Consider the following 14,953-nt stretch of genomic DNA (forward strand, 5'->3'; position numbering starts at 1 on the left):
TTCGGTCCCATTATGCCCGCTCACACACGGAATTCCTGACAGTCCCGGAGGACGACGGACATCACCTGGGCGACGTCACGGGAAAAGACGTTGAGGGTGCCGCACAGGACGCCGATGCCGAAGGCGAAGGCCGAGATCAGCATGATCCCGAGCGGCAGAACGAGCACCGCCGGACCCGGGAAATGGCCGAGAAAGGCGAAGACCACCAGGATGGCAGCAACCAGCAGCACGTGATTGACCAGCGCGCTTCCCCATACAACGACCGGCAGGCATAACCGTGGAAACGCGATCTTCTTCATCGCTCCGGCCTGCTCAAGGAAGATCGTGATCGAGCGGTTCAGAATCTCGGCGAAGAGGCTCCACGCTGCCATGCCGGACAGCAAGTAGATCGCGTAGGCCGAGTCGTTGTCGGTGTCGGGGAGGCGAGCCCCGAGGACTTCGGAGAGGACGATCGCGAAGATCAGCGCCTGTGCCAGCGGATGCAGCACGAACCACAATGCGCCGAGCTTGGATCGCGCGAAGCGACCCTTCAGGTCACCTCGGATCGAGGATGCGATGAAATAGCGGTAACGCCAGAGACTGATGAGCATGCGGCGTCCTTACATGAGGCACGTGGAGAATCGGAAAGCATTTCGCGATCGCCCCCCCGACGCTCGCGCCAGGGTCTCTTGAGATCGGATAGTGGTCTGCGCATGGCAGGATCAGCCTTGCCTGCGCCAGAATCTCAAAACATCGCGAAGCGTGTCCTCGAACGCAATCTCAGGACGCCAGCCGAGCGCCCGCGATGCGGCCTCCGGATTGCCGACGGCTCGCGGGACAAGGTTTGGGCGCAAACGCGCCGGGTCAACACGAACCTCGATATCCCTCCCCGAGAGCTCGACCAGATGGTCCAGTATGTCGCCGATTCGCCAGGCCCGCCCTGAGGCCAGATTGTAGACGCTGGACGGACCAACCGGCACCGACGGATCTAGTGCGGCAATGGCATAGGCCCGCACGACGTCCCGCGCATCGAGGAAATCCCGTTCCGCCTCGAGACTACCGACCGCGACCACGGGCGCCTGCTTGCCGGCCATGATGTCGGCGATCTGCCGCGCGAATGCCGAGACGACATAGGTATCCGCCTGCCTTGGCGCGGTATGGTTGAATGGGCGAAAGCGCACAGATTTCAGGCCGTCATGGGCCATCTGCCCGACCATTAGGTCAGCCGCCGCCTTCGTGGCGCCGTAGACGCTGGTCGGCTGCAATGGCGCTGATTCCGTCAGGGGCGCATCTGTCGACAGGAACGCATCGCCATAGGCTTCGGAACTGCCTGCATTGACGAAGCGGGCCTCCGGTGCATGCCGCAGCACAGCCTCCGCGACGTTCATCGCGCCAGTCAGATTGACGTCCCAGGCCCGGCGGGGCGAACGATTGGCTTCAGCCGGTGCCGCCATCGCAGCCAAATGCACGACGGCTGTGGGCCGCGCCACCTTCACGGCCCACTCGACGGCTTCCCGGTCGCAGATGTCGACTGCCTCGCCTTCGCGAGCGCCAAAAACCGCTACGGATGCGCCGTTACTGTCACGCGCCGCGAGATGGCGGACGAGCAGCGTGCCGACGAAGCCGCCGGCGCCCGTGACAAGGATTCGATGCTGACGATCCATCACGAAATCGCTCGCCCCCGTGGAATTCGCGCGGTTGATCGATCAACCTTCAACCGGCACCTGCCTCAGCGCGTCAGACGCTTGAGATCGGCCTCGACCATCTCGATGATCATGTCCTCGAGCGAGATCTCCGCTTCCCAGCCGAAGGCGGCCTTGGCCTTAGCCGGGTTGCCGAGCAGCACGTCGACCTCGGCCGGACGGAACAAGGCAGGGTCTATGATGAGATGATCATCGATCGAAAGCCCGGCATGCTCGAAGGCGATGCGGCACATGTCGCGGACCGTCGTCGTACGGCCGGTCGCGATGACGTAGTCGTCCGCCACGTCCTGCTGCAGCATCAGCCACATGGCCCGGACATAGTCCTTTGAATGGCCCCAGTCGCGCTTGGCGTCGATGTTGCCGAGGCGCAACTCGCTGGCCATACCGAGCTTGATGCGCGCAACCGCGTCGGTGACCTTGCGGGTCACGAATTCGATCCCGCGCAGCGGCGACTCGTGGTTGAACAGGATGCCGCTGGACGCGTGCATCCCGTAACTCTCGCGGTAGTTGACGGTCAGCCAATGGCCGTAGAGCTTCGCCACGGCATAAGGTGAACGGGGGTAGAACGGCGTCGTCTCGATCTGCATTGGCTCCTGGATGAGGCCGTACATTTCCGATGAGGAAGCCTGATAGAAGCGCGCTTCCGGCCGCTCCAGCCGCATGGCCTCGAGCATGTTGGTGACGCCGAGCCCAGTTACCTGACCGGTCAGGATTGGCTGCTGCCAAGAAGACTTGACGAAGGACTGGGCGCCGAGATTGTAGACTTCGTCCGGAACGACATCGCGCATCACCCGGATGATGCCGGAGATGTCGAGCAGGTTGCCATCGAGGATCCGCACATCCTTGTCGACGCCGAGCCATTTCAAGCGCACGTCGTTGACGTCGGCCGTGCTCGAGCGCCGCACCAGGCCGTAGACCTCATAGCCCTTTTCAAGCAGCAACTGCGACAGGTAGGCCCCGTCCTGGCCAGTGATGCCCGTGATAAGCGCGCGCTTTGTCATCGAATAATGCTCTTCAATCCGTCGTGGCTGTGCCGCAATAGTCTCCCAGCGGATTTCCGCTTTAACCATCCACGCACTGAGAGGCAAGTTCGTTTGGCGTTTCGGGAAGTGACCAATAACGGCGCGCGGTGTACTTCGATGGACCTCACTCGAGCGGCTGGGCCCGCCCGCATCCTGCGCCGCCGGGCAGCACTTTTCACTAGACCTAGGTAGGACGTGGACTCATCGCGCATTGATGCGGATGGCAGCGAGCTTGAGCGCGGCCATGCAGTCGTCGGCCCTTCGGTCATAACGGGTCGCGAGCCGTTGCATCTGCTTGATACGATTGAGGAAACGTTAAGCGAGGTTGCCCTGACGGTAGACCCAACGCCTGAAGGCGAAGGTGTCCTGCTGGTCGCACGTGGCGGTATGTTTGCCCAGGGTCCCGCGGTCGAGATGGACACCTTGGCGGGCGTAAATCTGCGCCTGGCGATAGAGCGGCAGATGGTCGGCATATTTGGACACGAGCACCTGGGCGACCGTCGCCTCGGTGGGAATGCCAACCTCAATCAACCGCGCCGGTGCGGGCGCCTGGACCACGATCCCTTCGCAGGATCGGCAGCCGTAACGTGGGCGACGGGTGACGGCACGCGGAACTCGGAAGGAACGATGTCGAGGCGTCCGGCGACGTCCTCGGCAATGACATGCAGGATATGCCGGCAGCGTGCGCAGGCCTTGTCCTCGATGTCAACGACGGTCTCGATCCGCGGCAGATGGGCAGGCAGCGGGCCCCGGTTTGCTCGGCGTTTGGCGGCGCGATCCGTCCGCCCTGACGAGGCCGCGGACTCTTCGGCTGCTTCGTCAGCCGCGACGCCCTGCTCGACCTCCTTGAGGCCTAGCAGGAGCTGGTCCTCGGGCAGCGTCTCGGCGCGTCGGCCGAAGCGATGACGCTGCAATTGGTTGATGAACTGAACGAGGCGCTCGGCGATCAGAATCGCCTTCAGCCTACCGGGATCGTAGGGAAGCTTGTCAGCCACAAGTTCATGCTAGGAGTGAGTTACCTCCCCACGCCGGGGGCAACAGGCTTTGTGCCCCTCCCTCAGCCCGATATTGTCGGCGATCGGATACCCCCTAGAAATCACATTTGATTACGCATCGTGATCGCACGCTCAAATACCTCAACCATTGTTTCTGCAAATTTATGCCATTGAAATCTATCAGCATTGGCGCGCGCGCGGCTTGCAAGCCGATCATGCAACGCGTCGTCCACCGCGAGGGTACGGAAGCCTTCAGCGAGCGCAATTTCGTTTCGTGCATCAACGCAAAGCGCCGCCGCCCCCCCGATCTCTGGCAGACAAGATCGGTCAGATACAAGTGCAGGAACGCCGAGAGCATTGCTTTCCACGATGGGCAAACCAAAACCTTCGTAGAGCGACGGCATGACCAGAAATCGAGCATTGGCGTAGAGAAAGCCGAGGTCGCCCTCTGAAACGTATCCGATAAGCTTGACATCCTCGCTGAGGCCTAGTTCCGTGATAATGGTCGGCAGGCCTGAACTCCGCCAGCCGGATCCGCCTATAATCGCCAACATGCAGGTAGCGCGAACCGCCGGTGGCTGAAGCGCGTACGCACGCAGCAGCTGCGGCAGATTTTTGCGTGGCTCGAGAGTACCGACAAAGAGCGCGTAGGGCCGACTGAGCGAGTGGCGCTCCCGGATCGTGGACCCGGCGTCGACATCAATCGCAGTCGCTCCGGGGTACGCGGTAACAACGGGTCCACGAAGCCCCACATAGCGCTTTTCGATATCACGCGCCGTTGCATTGGAATCGGCCACCACGATGTCTGCTGCGTGCACAGCAGAGTCCATAAAGATGCGCTCGCCGAGCCATGTCCGCCGGCGCATCGTGGCCGCGGAGTGGATCCAGACCAGATCATGGATGGTTACCACACGCGGCAACGTACGTGGCAGTTGCGCCGGAAGGCGGTGAGCTGGCCCCCAAAAGACGTCCAGCTTGTCACGCGCGGCGGTCGCCGGCAGGACAGTTTGCCCCCAGAACCCACGGGCCAAAGAACCGTAAAAGTGTCCGACATCGAGATTTAGTCCGCCGGGAATCTGTATGCTCTTGTGGGGAGGAGAAGGCAGATAGAGTTTTACGTCGCAACCTAACATTGAGAGATGCCGACTCGCCTCCAGCACTACTCGAGCAATGCCAGATGGTTGTGGCACGAGATTTCTAGCGTCCACCCCAATCTTCAAATCGTCACCGTTTCTTGCTGCGCCGTAGGGCGCAGGTTGAGCAATCGACGGAAACGCACCTCCCCATTAGGTGAAGCGTCTGATCCGATTGCAGTTAGGGTTCCGGCGAAAGCCGCAGGGTCTAATTTTGAAGCGATGAGTGCGGTATCTCGGTGTTGAATTCCTGCCTCCACGCGGCGATGGCGCCGCGGGCGTAACCTGGCGAAAAACAAGCCCCATGCAGAAACTCGTCGTGCGATCGACCTCTGAAGCTCTCGACATAGCATTCTGGATCGGCTTACCCGGGCGCTTGTATCGCCACTCGACGTAATTTTCCACCGACTCGGCGAGGATTGCGTTCAAAGTGAACTCCGTCCCTTGGTCGGAAACGATCATCTCCGGCTTGCTTCGACACCTGATCAGATCGGTCAGTTTAAAGGCCACTTGCCGACCAGGGATCGGTATGTCCGAAGTCGCGGCCAAACACTGTAGCACTACACGCTGGCGTGCCGCCGACGTCTGGGACCAACATCTGGCCGCAATTTCGCAAGCTTACGACGGCGATATTGCAATGATCGACAGCTCGTACATTCATAGCCGGCGGTATGGCGGCGGACGAAAGAAGCGATCTGCCGATCCGTACATGGGACCATCCGTCGCGGCCTGACATGCTCAATGACTTGATTGAGGCCGAAGGCCACTAGGTGCGCCTAGAACTGACCGCCGGACGGGCGGGCAAAGCGCAGATGGCGACCAGGTTGTTCGGGACAGTCGCGCCCGCTGCCACTGTGATCTCCGGCACAATCTACCATACCGACGACATCCGATCCTACGTTACCGGTCGAACCTTGGACGAACATTCTGCCACGGTCGATCCGCAATGACACCTTCACCTTCAGTCGGAGGATCTACCGCCAACACAATCTGGTCGAGCGCTTCTACAATAGCATCAAGCGGATGCGAGGCCTTGCCACCCGTCACGACGTGTGCGTTGACAACTCCTCGCCGCCTGCGGGATTGGCGTCATGAAGTTCGACCGGGCATACTTCACCATCCCCTCGACTTCCCTTGGTCATTCCCCTTTCCAGGGCGGCCGAAACGATCGGCAAAAAGGTAGTGGCTCTGGAGTTCCGTGAAGGCCCGGGTGCGCTCACGGCGGCCGTCGCCGCAGATCCTGGCCACGGCGATCGTGGTGTTGTCGTACAAGATCGACAGCGGCACCTTGCCGAAGAAGTCGAACGCCGACACGTGCCCGTCCAGGAAGGCTTCCGTCGTCTCCCGCGGATAGGCCTTCACGAACGGCGCGTCCGACTGCGGCACGTCCATGCAGAAGAAGTGGATCTTCTGCCGGACCCCGCCGATGACGCCGATCGCCTCGCCGAAGTCCACCTGGGCATGATCCGGTGAATGCGCCAGCGGAACGAAGGTCTCGCGCAGGCGCCCCGGGCAATCCGGACATAGTCCTTTACCACCGTCAGGCCGCCGCCATAGCCGTGTTCGTCGCGCAGACGCTCGAAGATCCGCTTGGCCGTGTGCCGCTGCTTGACCGTCGCCGCGCCGCCTCCAGGATCGAATCGATCACCGGCAGCAACGCTCCCAGCTTCGGCTTGCCAACCGGCTTCACCCCCGTGTAGCTCGGCGGTAGCGAGAACCGGCACATCTTCGAAACCGTCTCGCGGCTCAGCCCAAACACCCGGGCCGCATCTCGCTGGCTGTTGCGCTGGATAAGCACGAAATGCCGAACGGCGGCGTAAACTTCCACAGCGAACATTCCCGGCCGTTCCCCAAAGGAAATCAGCGTAACCACCGGCCGGACCTTACTCCGGCGCGCATGCCCCTCTTGCCGCCGCTTCTCGCCCTATATTCTCACTTCCCTACACAATCTCAGCCGGTCGACGCTGCCTCGTCAAAAGGTGCGTGCGCGCTCGGCGAGTAAGAACGTCGCGTCGATCTCACCCTGGCGCTGGAGGTCGTCAAACGGATTGATGCCCTGTTCTACATCGAGCGCGCATCAATGGCCGATCCGCCGTCGAACGCCTTACCGTTCGCCAAGCGGTGAGCATGCCACTCCTGCCGAGATGGAAGACTGGAGGCGGCCCAGCGGTCGAGGCATGCGCCAGGTTCATGGGTACCCCCGCGGCGACGACCGCGGTGGTGTTGCGCTTTTGGTCTTTCGTCTTTCTTGTTTTCGTAGCGCGAGTTGGCGCCAACCCATTTTGAGTTTTCGCCAACCTTTTTCGACGTGCGCAGGGCAGGAACGAAGCGTTGCCAACTCGGCGCGGGGCCGGCATACGCCGTATGGCTTTTTCGGCATACGGCGTATGCGGAGGTAACGGGGCGTTCCGGGGGATGAAGCATACGCCGTGACGCCTTGGGATGCGTCGGCTACGCGGCTGCCCGCTCGTTCCGTTGAATTTTGGCCGACCAGTTCCACGGTAGGAGTTCGCCGAGCTGGGACTGCGGTGTGTCGGCGATGCGGGTAAGCACGTCGGCGAGCCAGGCCTGCGGAACGATGTCGTTCAGCTTCGCTGTTGCGATCAGCGTCAGCATGAAGGCGCAGCGGTAGGCTCCGCGATCGGAACCGGCGAAGAGCCACGACTTGCGTCCGAGCGCCAAGCCGCGGAGGGTTCGCTCTGCCGTGTTATGCGTCAATCAAATCCGGCCGTCGGTGGCGAAGCGGGGCTTCGCAGGCGCGTTCATGGGCCAAGGCCAGGATCTCGACCATGAGGCGGTAAGCCTGACGCTCGACAAGCGCCTCGAGCAGGACCTCGAAGGTTCGCCGATAGGCGTCTCGCGGAAAGAGCTGGTCGCGGTAGACCAAGCCCAAAAGCGCCATGGGCTTCTTGCGCAGGGAATGGATCACGTGCCGGTAGTCGACGACGTGACCGTGCTTGCCGTTCGCGCCCGACCGCCCGCGGGGCAGCGTCATCCGCGGCGTCGCGCCGAGGAAGAGGCCGAGACGGCGTCGTAGAGACGGACCCGCAAACGTTGGCCGACGAGCCGGGATGGCACTGAGTAAAACACCTTGCGCAAGGTGAATCCGCTCGAGCTGGTGACCCGCACCACGGTCGCTTCGTACTTCTCGGTACGCCGGTCGGGAAGCTTGTTCAGTTTCGCCCGCTCTGCATCGATTAGCTTTGCACGGCTGGTGTTGTGGCGGCTGACGATCTCGTCGATGAAGCGGCGGTACTGAACCAGATCGGCGAAGTCGCGCGAGGCGCGCAGCAGAAGAGCATCTTCCACAGCCCGCTTGAGATGCCCGTGCACGCTTTCGATCACCCCGTCCTCATGGGCGATGCCCGGGTTGTTACGCGGCGGCTCCATCCGGTAATAGGCACAGAGCGTGTTGTAGCGGCAGGTCAGATCGTCCCGGGCGTTGCGATCGAGATTGCGGAAGGCGGCCGAGAGGCTGTCGCTGCGGTGCTCGAACGGTGCCCCGCCCAACGACCACAGGGCATCTTGCAGTCCCTTGGCCAAGGCCACATAGTCTCGCCGCCGAGGATAACGTGGGCATGCTCGAAGCCGGACTAGGCCAGCCGGAAGTGATAGAGCCGGTGGTCGAGCGGCTCGCCGGCGACCGTCACGCCCAGATCGGCCATGTCGGTGAAGTCCGACAGGCCGAGCCGGCCCGGTTCATGGATCTGACGGAAGATCACCTCCTGCTCCGGACCGCGGACCGCCCGCCATTGGCGGACCCGCCGTTCAACCGTGCGGCGGATGCCTGCGCCCAGATCCGGATGGCGCCGCAGCATCTCCTCGTAGACGGCGATCGACCGCAGATGCGGCGCCGCGGACAGCATCCGCACGATCTCGGCTTCGAAGACATGTTCGAGCGGATCGGGCCGTCGCCGCGATCGCGAAGCCCGCTTCGTGGAGGGAGGTCGGGGATCGGCCTCGATCCGGTAGCCGCTGGCGGTGCTGAAGCCGGCCTTCGCGGCGGCAATTGGCGTATTGTCGGTTTGGCGCAATGTCATGAGAAGCCTCATTTGGTGGTCGGTGATCTGTCGGCCGGGCATGGCGGTCCTCTTGACGTGAAGACCTATCCATCGCCCGGTCGGTCACGGCCGCCAGGGCGGCACGAACCCGAAAGTTCGCGCCATCGCGGACTCGGTTCCTCCGGTCGGGCTACGCCCTCCCTTCGCAACCAAGCTCGCGAAGCTCTCTCATCTTGACTGTCGCGCTGTTCTCACCCTGATTGTCGCGCCGCAGCTCGGGATAATCGGCCGTGCGGTCGCGGGAGGCGTAGAACAGCGCCGCTGGCGGTGCCGGACCGCCAAAGGGACGGTCGTCGCGAACATACACCCAGACCCGGCCGGTCACCGTCTTGCCTTTGGCCAGGATCGGCACAGTCGTATCGTTGCCGTGCAGCCGCTCGGCAGCAAGGACATGTCGCTCGATGAGGTCATGCAGAAGACGCAGGGCATGAACGCAACGCAGGCACCGACCTGGTCGGCGAGCGTCGACAGGCTGAGATCGATACCCTCACGGGCATAGCGCTCGTCCTGGCGGTTCAGCGGCTGATGCTGACCGAACTTCTCGAACAGGATTATCGCCAGCAGGCTCGGGCCGAGAAAGTCCCGCGGCATCGGACGATACGTCGCCGGCGGCTGGGTGATCGTCTCGCATTCTCGGCAGGCGAACTTCTCGCGGACGGGCTGGATCACCTTCCACTGGCGCGGGATCACCTCCAGCGTCTCCGTGAGGGTCTCTCCAAGCTTCGACAGTCGGGCCGGACCGCAGCACGAGCAAGAGGTTGGCGCCTCGGTCACCACCCGCTCCCTCGGCAGATGCTCCGGGAACGGCTTCTTCGACGGGCGCTTGCGGGGGAAGGCCTCGACGACTGTTGTCTGTGCCGCAGCCTGTACGGCCGCCAGTTCGTCTTCGGTCGCGGCCGCCCGAGCGTCCTCGAGCTGCATCTCGAACTGGTCGAGAAGACGCGCCTTCTTCTCCGAACGCGTCCCATAGACGCTCGCGCTTGAGCTTCTCGATCTCCAGCGTCAGATGCGCGATCAGGGCCTCGGCGTGCGAGGCCTTCGCCCTTCTGTTGGCCACTTAGGCTTCCGCGAGATCGGCACGCCGTTCGGCCGCTGCGAGGGCAGCCTTCAGGCCGACGATGTCGTCCGGCGTGGCGGCCATGGAGGAAGGCCCGAAGCAGTTCGTGACGAAGGCGACTCTGCGATAGAACCCCTGCAATGCAGGGCTTGTAAACTATCCTACCGCACTCGGTCGCCAGGTTCTCTGGGAATGAAGCCAGTCGATCCTTTCCAGCAGGTACCCGAGCTGCGCTGGCCAGATCGTCACCGTGCCGTCCGCCGGCGAAGGCCAGATGAAACGGCCCCGCTCCAGCCGCTTCGTGAACAGGCAAGCGCCCTGGCCATCGTGCCAGATCACCTTGATCAGATCGCCACGTCGGCCGCGGATTACGAACAGATGCCCATCGTTCGGATCGCGTTTCAGCGTTTCCTGGACTATGAGCGACAAGCCGGGAAAGCCCTTGCGCATATCGACATGCCCCTCGCCAGCCAGACCGGCACCCCGCTCGGAACCGGGATCATCGGCGCCGTTCCAAAACGGCGATGACCCGCGCCAGAGCCTCGGGATCTGCATCAGCGTCGATGGCGATCCGACGCCCGTCGGTCAGGATGATCTCCATGCGAGAGGACGTCGCCACGCTTCCTTGCCTCGGCGGCTCCGATACTGGTGCGGGTATCACGGGAACAAACGTCGGCACGGGATTCGACCCGGCCGGTTCGTCTCGAAAGGCCCGCCGCCACGTCGCCAATTTTGAGCGCGATATCCCGTACCGCCAGGCCGTCGCCGAGACCAGCCACGGGCCTGCCACGCTCTCAATGACGATCATCAGCTCTTCATCGCTCCAGCGGCTACGCCGGCATGTCTCGATGATCTCAAGCCGTTCAAAGGCTCTGTGCGTATTCTCTATAGGCACCGTTTGCAAGCTGGAAGCCTACTCGCCGCAAGACGGTCTCCTGCGTAGGCGTACGTTCATTGAGGCGATGGACTACATGCGGAAGCGTGGACGACTTCGCCCGCATCATGCCAATGGACGGACCTGCCTAACGAATAGCGCGGCCGAGCGGGCACCCAGCGGTCGGGGGCTCCGCCACAGTTCTTGGCTGTTCGCCGGCTCCTATCGCGGCGCGGACCGCTGCGCTCTTATGCACACGCTGATCGCAATGGCGAAGCTAATGACGCCGCCCCGCAGGCTTCGCTTGCCGACGTGCTCGCCGCATCGCGATATGCTGCAGAGCCGCCTGGAAGAGCTCCTGCCCTGGAACTGGGGAACCAAGCCGAGCAGATCAGACAGGCCACCGCCTGACGAACGCATGCTAAAGCCGCACGGCGTATGCCCCCCGAACGTCCCCGCTACCTCTTTGTGCGCCATACGCCGACAGCCCATACCCGCGTATGCCCGCAATCTTGGCGGCCACCCGAGCAGTGGCGCCGTCTCTTCTCAACACGGCGCCAAGCTGGCGACGCATCGTCCCAACTCCGCGCCACACCAAAGAGGATCGGCGGAAACTTGAAACGGGTTGGCGCCAACTCGCACTACGGAAATAAGAAAGATGTAAGATCAAAATCGCAACATCGCCGCAGTAATTCGGACAGACACTCAGGCGGCGTGCCGAAATGGGGCACACGCGCCTTGCGTGTCTATCTCTACACAGCAGCCATGGTGCTTCTGCATCCGACGAAGCGGTGGTCTCGGTTTGCATCCTAGGAGGTACGGCTTGCCCGGCGTGTCGGTTACGAGAAGGCCCACACCTGCGCTAGCCCACAAACTCGCTGTCATCCCGCACTATAGCTGGACTGACGGTACTGAATTCGAGTGGGGTAGATAGGCTGCGATGATCTCGCCTGTCTGATCGTCAGTCCGATCGATCTCGCATCAATCCCGACGCGACCCCGACGCTCTGCCCGAAAGGCCTTGACAGCGACCTCGGATATTCGGCTGACGCAGCCATCTGACGTCGTTGCACGCATCAATGCGCCCCCAAGCAGTCCAAGAGCGCCCTCGAAGACGACCACACTTTGCAGAGACATCGAAGCAGGAGTTGTCAGCGAACTGGAACCAAAAGGCCGCATAACAGGGTCGGGAAGGCGGCGTCGCGACAAACCCTCCGCTCTGGCAGCAAAAAACTGCGGAACATACTAGCGCTTTTTTCGGGACCGCAGAATCGACGCGATTTCTTCACAGAGATTCTTTCTTGTCGGCGTGGCTACGTAGGTGAACCGAAACCACGGAGCCAACCGCAATGACCCCTTTCATTTGTGTCAGGAAAGAATCGATAACCAACACGGCGGGTGCTGCCACTGGGGCGTCGCACGGTCGCCGCGCTTCGGAGGGCCGCGATCTCGGTCATTGCGATCCGGAACGCCGCAGTCTCATGTTGGCTGGAGCACCTAGACCTGTTGATCCGGCACGGGGGGCGGATCCCTTCGATGTCCGTGCTCGTATCGACGACGCAACAATGGCCACGAATGCCCAAAGGCGGATTGGTGCAGCAATTGCCACAGAACTGCTGTTCACAGTGACAGCAGATGCGCTCAAACGTACGGATGCTGTCGCAGATGAGGACGTTGCAAGTCCGCCGGCTAAAGCCGTTGGGTCGTGTCCCCATAGGTGGTGTAGCTCGGCGATAGCGTCGCCAATCTCGTCCGCGCCTTTCATCGCGCTGTAGGACGAGATTGGCGGCGCGGTGGTCACCAGCGGTTTCCGGTTAGGCTTGGGTTGCGAGACCTAACTGCAACCGGAGATCCCCTGATGACCAATGACATGATGGGCCTGCGCAGCCTTCTGGAGAAGACCCCTGATGCCGATCTGCTGCGCGAGATGATCGGCTTTGCCGCCGAGCGGCTGATGGAACTGGAGGTCGGTGCCGCGACTGGCGCCGGCTATGGCGAGAAGAGTGCCGAGCGCCTCGCCCAGCGCAATGGCTACCGCGACAGGGACTGGCAGACGAGAGCCGGCACAGTCGAGTTGCGCATCCCAAAGCTGCGCAGGGGCAGCTACTTTCCCGGCTTTCTGGAGCCGCGGCGCATGGCCGAGAAGGCCCTGACGGCCGTCATTCAAGAGGCCTATGTCCAGGGCATCTCGACGCGCTCGGTCGACGACCTGGTCAAGGCGATGGGCATGACCGGCATCTCCAAGAGCCAGGTGTCGAGGCTGTGTGAAGAGATCGACGGCAAGGTAAAAGCCTTTCTGGAGCGGCCGATCGAAGGCGACTGGCCCTATCTCTGGATCGACGCCACCTACCTCAAGGTCCGCCGCGGCGGCCGCATCGTCTCGGTTGCCGTGATCATCGCCGTCGGCGTCAACGCCGATGGCCGGCGTGAGGTTCTCGGCATGGAGATCGGCACCTCGGAAGCCGAGCCGATCTGGACCGAGTTCCTGAGAAAGCTGACCCGACGCGGCCTTCGCGGCGTGAAGCTCGTCGTGTCCGACGCTCACGAGGGCATCAAAGCCGCGGTCACCAAGGTGCTAACGGCGACATGGCAGCGCTGCCGCGTGCACTTCATGCGCAACGTCCTGGCCCATGCTGGCAAGAGCGGCCGTCGTGTCGTCTCCGCCTTCATCGCCACCGCCTTTGCCCAAGAGACGCCAGAGGCCGCCAGCCAGCAATGGCGCTCCGTCGCCGACCAGATCCGGCCAAAGGTGCCGAAGCTCGCTGCCATCCTCGACGAGGCCGAGCCCGACGTGCTGGCCTACATGACCTTCCCTAGGGAGCATCGGGCCAAATTGCACAGCACGAATCCGATCGAGCGGCTGAACGGCGAGATCAAGCGGCGCACCGACGTCGTCGGCATCTTTCCCAACGATGAGGCCATCCAGCGCCTCGTCGGCGCGCTGCTGCTCGAGCAAAATGATGAGTGGGCGGTTCAGCGGGCCAGGTACATGACACTGGAATCCGTCGCTCCCCTGAGCGATGATCCGTTCGTTAGCCTGCCAGCCGTGGCACGCTGATCAATCCGGCTTGGCCGGAACCGCACGGCCATCGCCGTCAGCTACACCACATGGTGGGACACTATCAGCCGTTGATGGAGCAGCGATCCTGCGGCGCCTGACGATTGAAAATCATTGGAAGTGTGAATGGCTTGACGACCTTCCCGCCGAAAAGGGGGCATCGTCGACCTCCAACCATAAACTGCAGCACAGATGGCCGGCACTGACGCGCATCGCAGGGGAAGAAACGCGGAGGTGGCTCGAAGCGTTCGATCCACATAAAGTCATGGCGTTCGCGGGGCTTGTGCTTGAGGCTTGTGTCTTGGACGAGCGCTGGCGCGTCGCTTGTTGGCGCCTCGATCTCGATGAAAAGACGCCTCATTTGTCGGTTTTCGTCGTACCGCTCAGGCAGAGCCATTCGAAAACAGGTGAATCAAAAACCTGGGTCAGCGTGCGTACACATCTCGGAAAAAGGCATCAGCTCAGCGCGCTGCAAGACTGGGCCGGGGAGGTTTGCGCTCCGATTGGCCTCGTCCGCGGACGGCCGTGGTCCGAGACAGGCGCGCGGCACGTCTCGCCGAGCCGCTATCGATTTCAGGCGCTGAAGGCGGCAGAAGCAGACCTCGCCCAGCGCGAAGCTGCGCTTCTGGCGAAAGAAGAAGAGTGCGAAGCCAGACAGAACGCTCTCGATGCCCGAGACGCAGCAGCCGCGGCGCGCGAAGCTGCAGATCAGAAGCGGCAAGCAGCCCAGAAGCTCGCCGAACGTGAACTTTCGCAGAAGCAATCGCTGCTGGACGACGATATGGATCGCGCCGCGAATGCGATCCACGCGGCCGCGGGGATCCTGAAACGTAGTCCATCCTCGGGGGCGGCTTCCTCGCTGTATCGCTTCCTCTCTGACTCTTTGCCTGAGCGGCCGGCGTCCAAGGCCGACGAAATTCAGGCGGTCCTTGGGGAATGGGTGCAGCGAACGAGTAGAGTAGCGCAATCATCGCCGCACCGCACCCCCGAGAAGCCGATGCTTCCGACCTTGGTCTTCGATGAACCCAAACTGTCAAATAACGATGGGGTCGATAAGGCGCGCCCGTAGAAG

General features: G+C 62.4%; 8 protein-coding genes and 6 pseudogenes. 2 read left to right on the forward strand and 12 right to left on the reverse strand.

The window, feature by feature from the left end; translation table 11 throughout:
• Positions 1 to 20: 20 nt before the first annotated feature.
• From SI859A1_RS12460 to SI859A1_RS22460, 12 genes and pseudogenes are all read right to left on the reverse strand, one after another.
• A complete protein-coding gene (locus SI859A1_RS12460) occupies positions 21 to 590 on the reverse strand; it encodes an ABC transporter permease (RefSeq protein WP_009210108.1) in 570 nt (189 codons plus the stop codon).
• Between the two features lie 111 nt (positions 591 to 701).
• Complete coding sequence (locus tag SI859A1_RS12465; RefSeq protein WP_040325762.1) at positions 702 to 1,643, reverse strand: GDP-mannose 4,6-dehydratase; 942 nt, start codon at positions 1,641 to 1,643, stop codon at positions 702 to 704.
• Positions 1,644 to 1,708: 65 nt separating this feature from the next.
• Positions 1,709 to 2,683 carry a GDP-mannose 4,6-dehydratase gene (locus SI859A1_RS12470; RefSeq protein WP_009210110.1) on the reverse strand — a complete coding sequence of 325 codons (975 nt, stop codon included), beginning with the start codon at positions 2,681 to 2,683 and terminating at the stop codon, positions 1,709 to 1,711.
• Between the two features lie 417 nt (positions 2,684 to 3,100).
• Positions 3,101 to 3,699 (reverse strand): annotated as a pseudogene (locus SI859A1_RS12475) (transposase domain-containing protein); the annotation flags it as partial.
• A 101-nt stretch (positions 3,700 to 3,800) separates the two neighbouring features.
• Complete coding sequence (locus SI859A1_RS12480) at positions 3,801 to 4,919, reverse strand: glycosyltransferase family 4 protein (protein ID WP_009210112.1); 1,119 nt, start codon at positions 4,917 to 4,919, stop codon at positions 3,801 to 3,803.
• Between the two features lie 121 nt (positions 4,920 to 5,040).
• A pseudogene (locus SI859A1_RS22455) lies at positions 5,041 to 5,169 on the reverse strand (integrase core domain-containing protein); the annotation flags it as partial.
• Positions 5,170 to 5,901: 732 nt separating this feature from the next.
• Positions 5,902 to 6,669 (reverse strand): annotated as a pseudogene (gene istA / locus SI859A1_RS12485) (IS21 family transposase); the annotation flags it as partial.
• Positions 6,670 to 7,283: 614 nt separating this feature from the next.
• Positions 7,284 to 7,577 (reverse strand): annotated as a pseudogene (locus SI859A1_RS12490) (transposase domain-containing protein); the annotation flags it as partial.
• A pseudogene (istA, locus tag SI859A1_RS12495) lies at positions 7,564 to 8,914 on the reverse strand (IS21 family transposase); the annotation flags it as partial. The pseudogenes SI859A1_RS12490 and istA (SI859A1_RS12495), both read right to left, overlap by 14 nt.
• A 193-nt stretch (positions 8,915 to 9,107) precedes the next feature.
• Positions 9,108 to 10,034 (reverse strand): annotated as a pseudogene (gene tnpC / locus SI859A1_RS12500) (IS66 family transposase); the annotation flags it as partial.
• A gap of 72 nt (positions 10,035 to 10,106) precedes the next feature.
• The gene (gene tnpB / locus SI859A1_RS12505; RefSeq protein ID WP_009210119.1) at positions 10,107 to 10,505 is read right to left on the reverse strand and encodes an IS66 family insertion sequence element accessory protein TnpB; all 399 of its coding nucleotides are present in this window, start codon (positions 10,503 to 10,505) and stop codon (positions 10,107 to 10,109) included.
• Positions 10,450 to 10,758, reverse strand: a complete 309-nt coding sequence (locus tag SI859A1_RS22460; RefSeq protein WP_148233833.1) for an IS66 family insertion sequence element accessory protein TnpB — start codon at positions 10,756 to 10,758, stop codon at positions 10,450 to 10,452. The genes tnpB and SI859A1_RS22460 overlap by 56 nt, the downstream gene beginning before the upstream one ends.
• Before the next feature lie 1,923 nt (positions 10,759 to 12,681).
• Here SI859A1_RS22460 and SI859A1_RS12515 point away from each other — a divergent pair.
• Complete coding sequence (locus tag SI859A1_RS12515) at positions 12,682 to 13,881, forward strand: IS256 family transposase (RefSeq protein WP_009207891.1); 1,200 nt, start codon at positions 12,682 to 12,684, stop codon at positions 13,879 to 13,881.
• Between the two features lie 301 nt (positions 13,882 to 14,182).
• On the forward strand, positions 14,183 to 14,950 hold the full coding sequence (locus tag SI859A1_RS21495) for a plasmid recombination protein (RefSeq protein WP_148233834.1): 768 nt from the start codon (positions 14,183 to 14,185) through the stop codon (positions 14,948 to 14,950).
• Positions 14,951 to 14,953 lie beyond the last annotated feature (3 nt).

The sequence above is a fragment of the Aurantimonas manganoxydans SI85-9A1 genome, from assembly GCF_000153465.1.
GTDB classification, from domain to species: Bacteria; Pseudomonadota; Alphaproteobacteria; order Rhizobiales; family Rhizobiaceae; genus Aurantimonas; species Aurantimonas manganoxydans.

What these genes read in the sequence shown, in the direction of transcription:
- SI859A1_RS12460 (WP_009210108.1), bottom strand. Translation starts at nt 590, where the DNA reads ATGCTCATCAGTCTCTGGCGTTACCGCTATTTCATCGCATCCTCGATC.
- tnpB (WP_009210119.1), bottom strand. Translation starts at nt 10,505, where the DNA reads ATGCAGATCCCGAGGCTCTGGCGCGGGTCATCGCCGTTTTGGAACGGC.
- SI859A1_RS12470 (WP_009210110.1), bottom strand. Translation starts at nt 2,683, where the DNA reads ATGACAAAGCGCGCGCTTATCACGGGCATCACTGGCCAGGACGGGGCC.
- SI859A1_RS22460 (WP_148233833.1), bottom strand. Translation starts at nt 10,758, where the DNA reads ATGATCGTCATTGAGAGCGTGGCAGGCCCGTGGCTGGTCTCGGCGACG.
- SI859A1_RS12465 (WP_040325762.1), bottom strand. Translation starts at nt 1,643, where the DNA reads ATGGATCGTCAGCATCGAATCCTTGTCACGGGCGCCGGCGGCTTCGTC.
- SI859A1_RS12515 (WP_009207891.1), top strand. Translation starts at nt 12,682, where the DNA reads ATGACCAATGACATGATGGGCCTGCGCAGCCTTCTGGAGAAGACCCCT.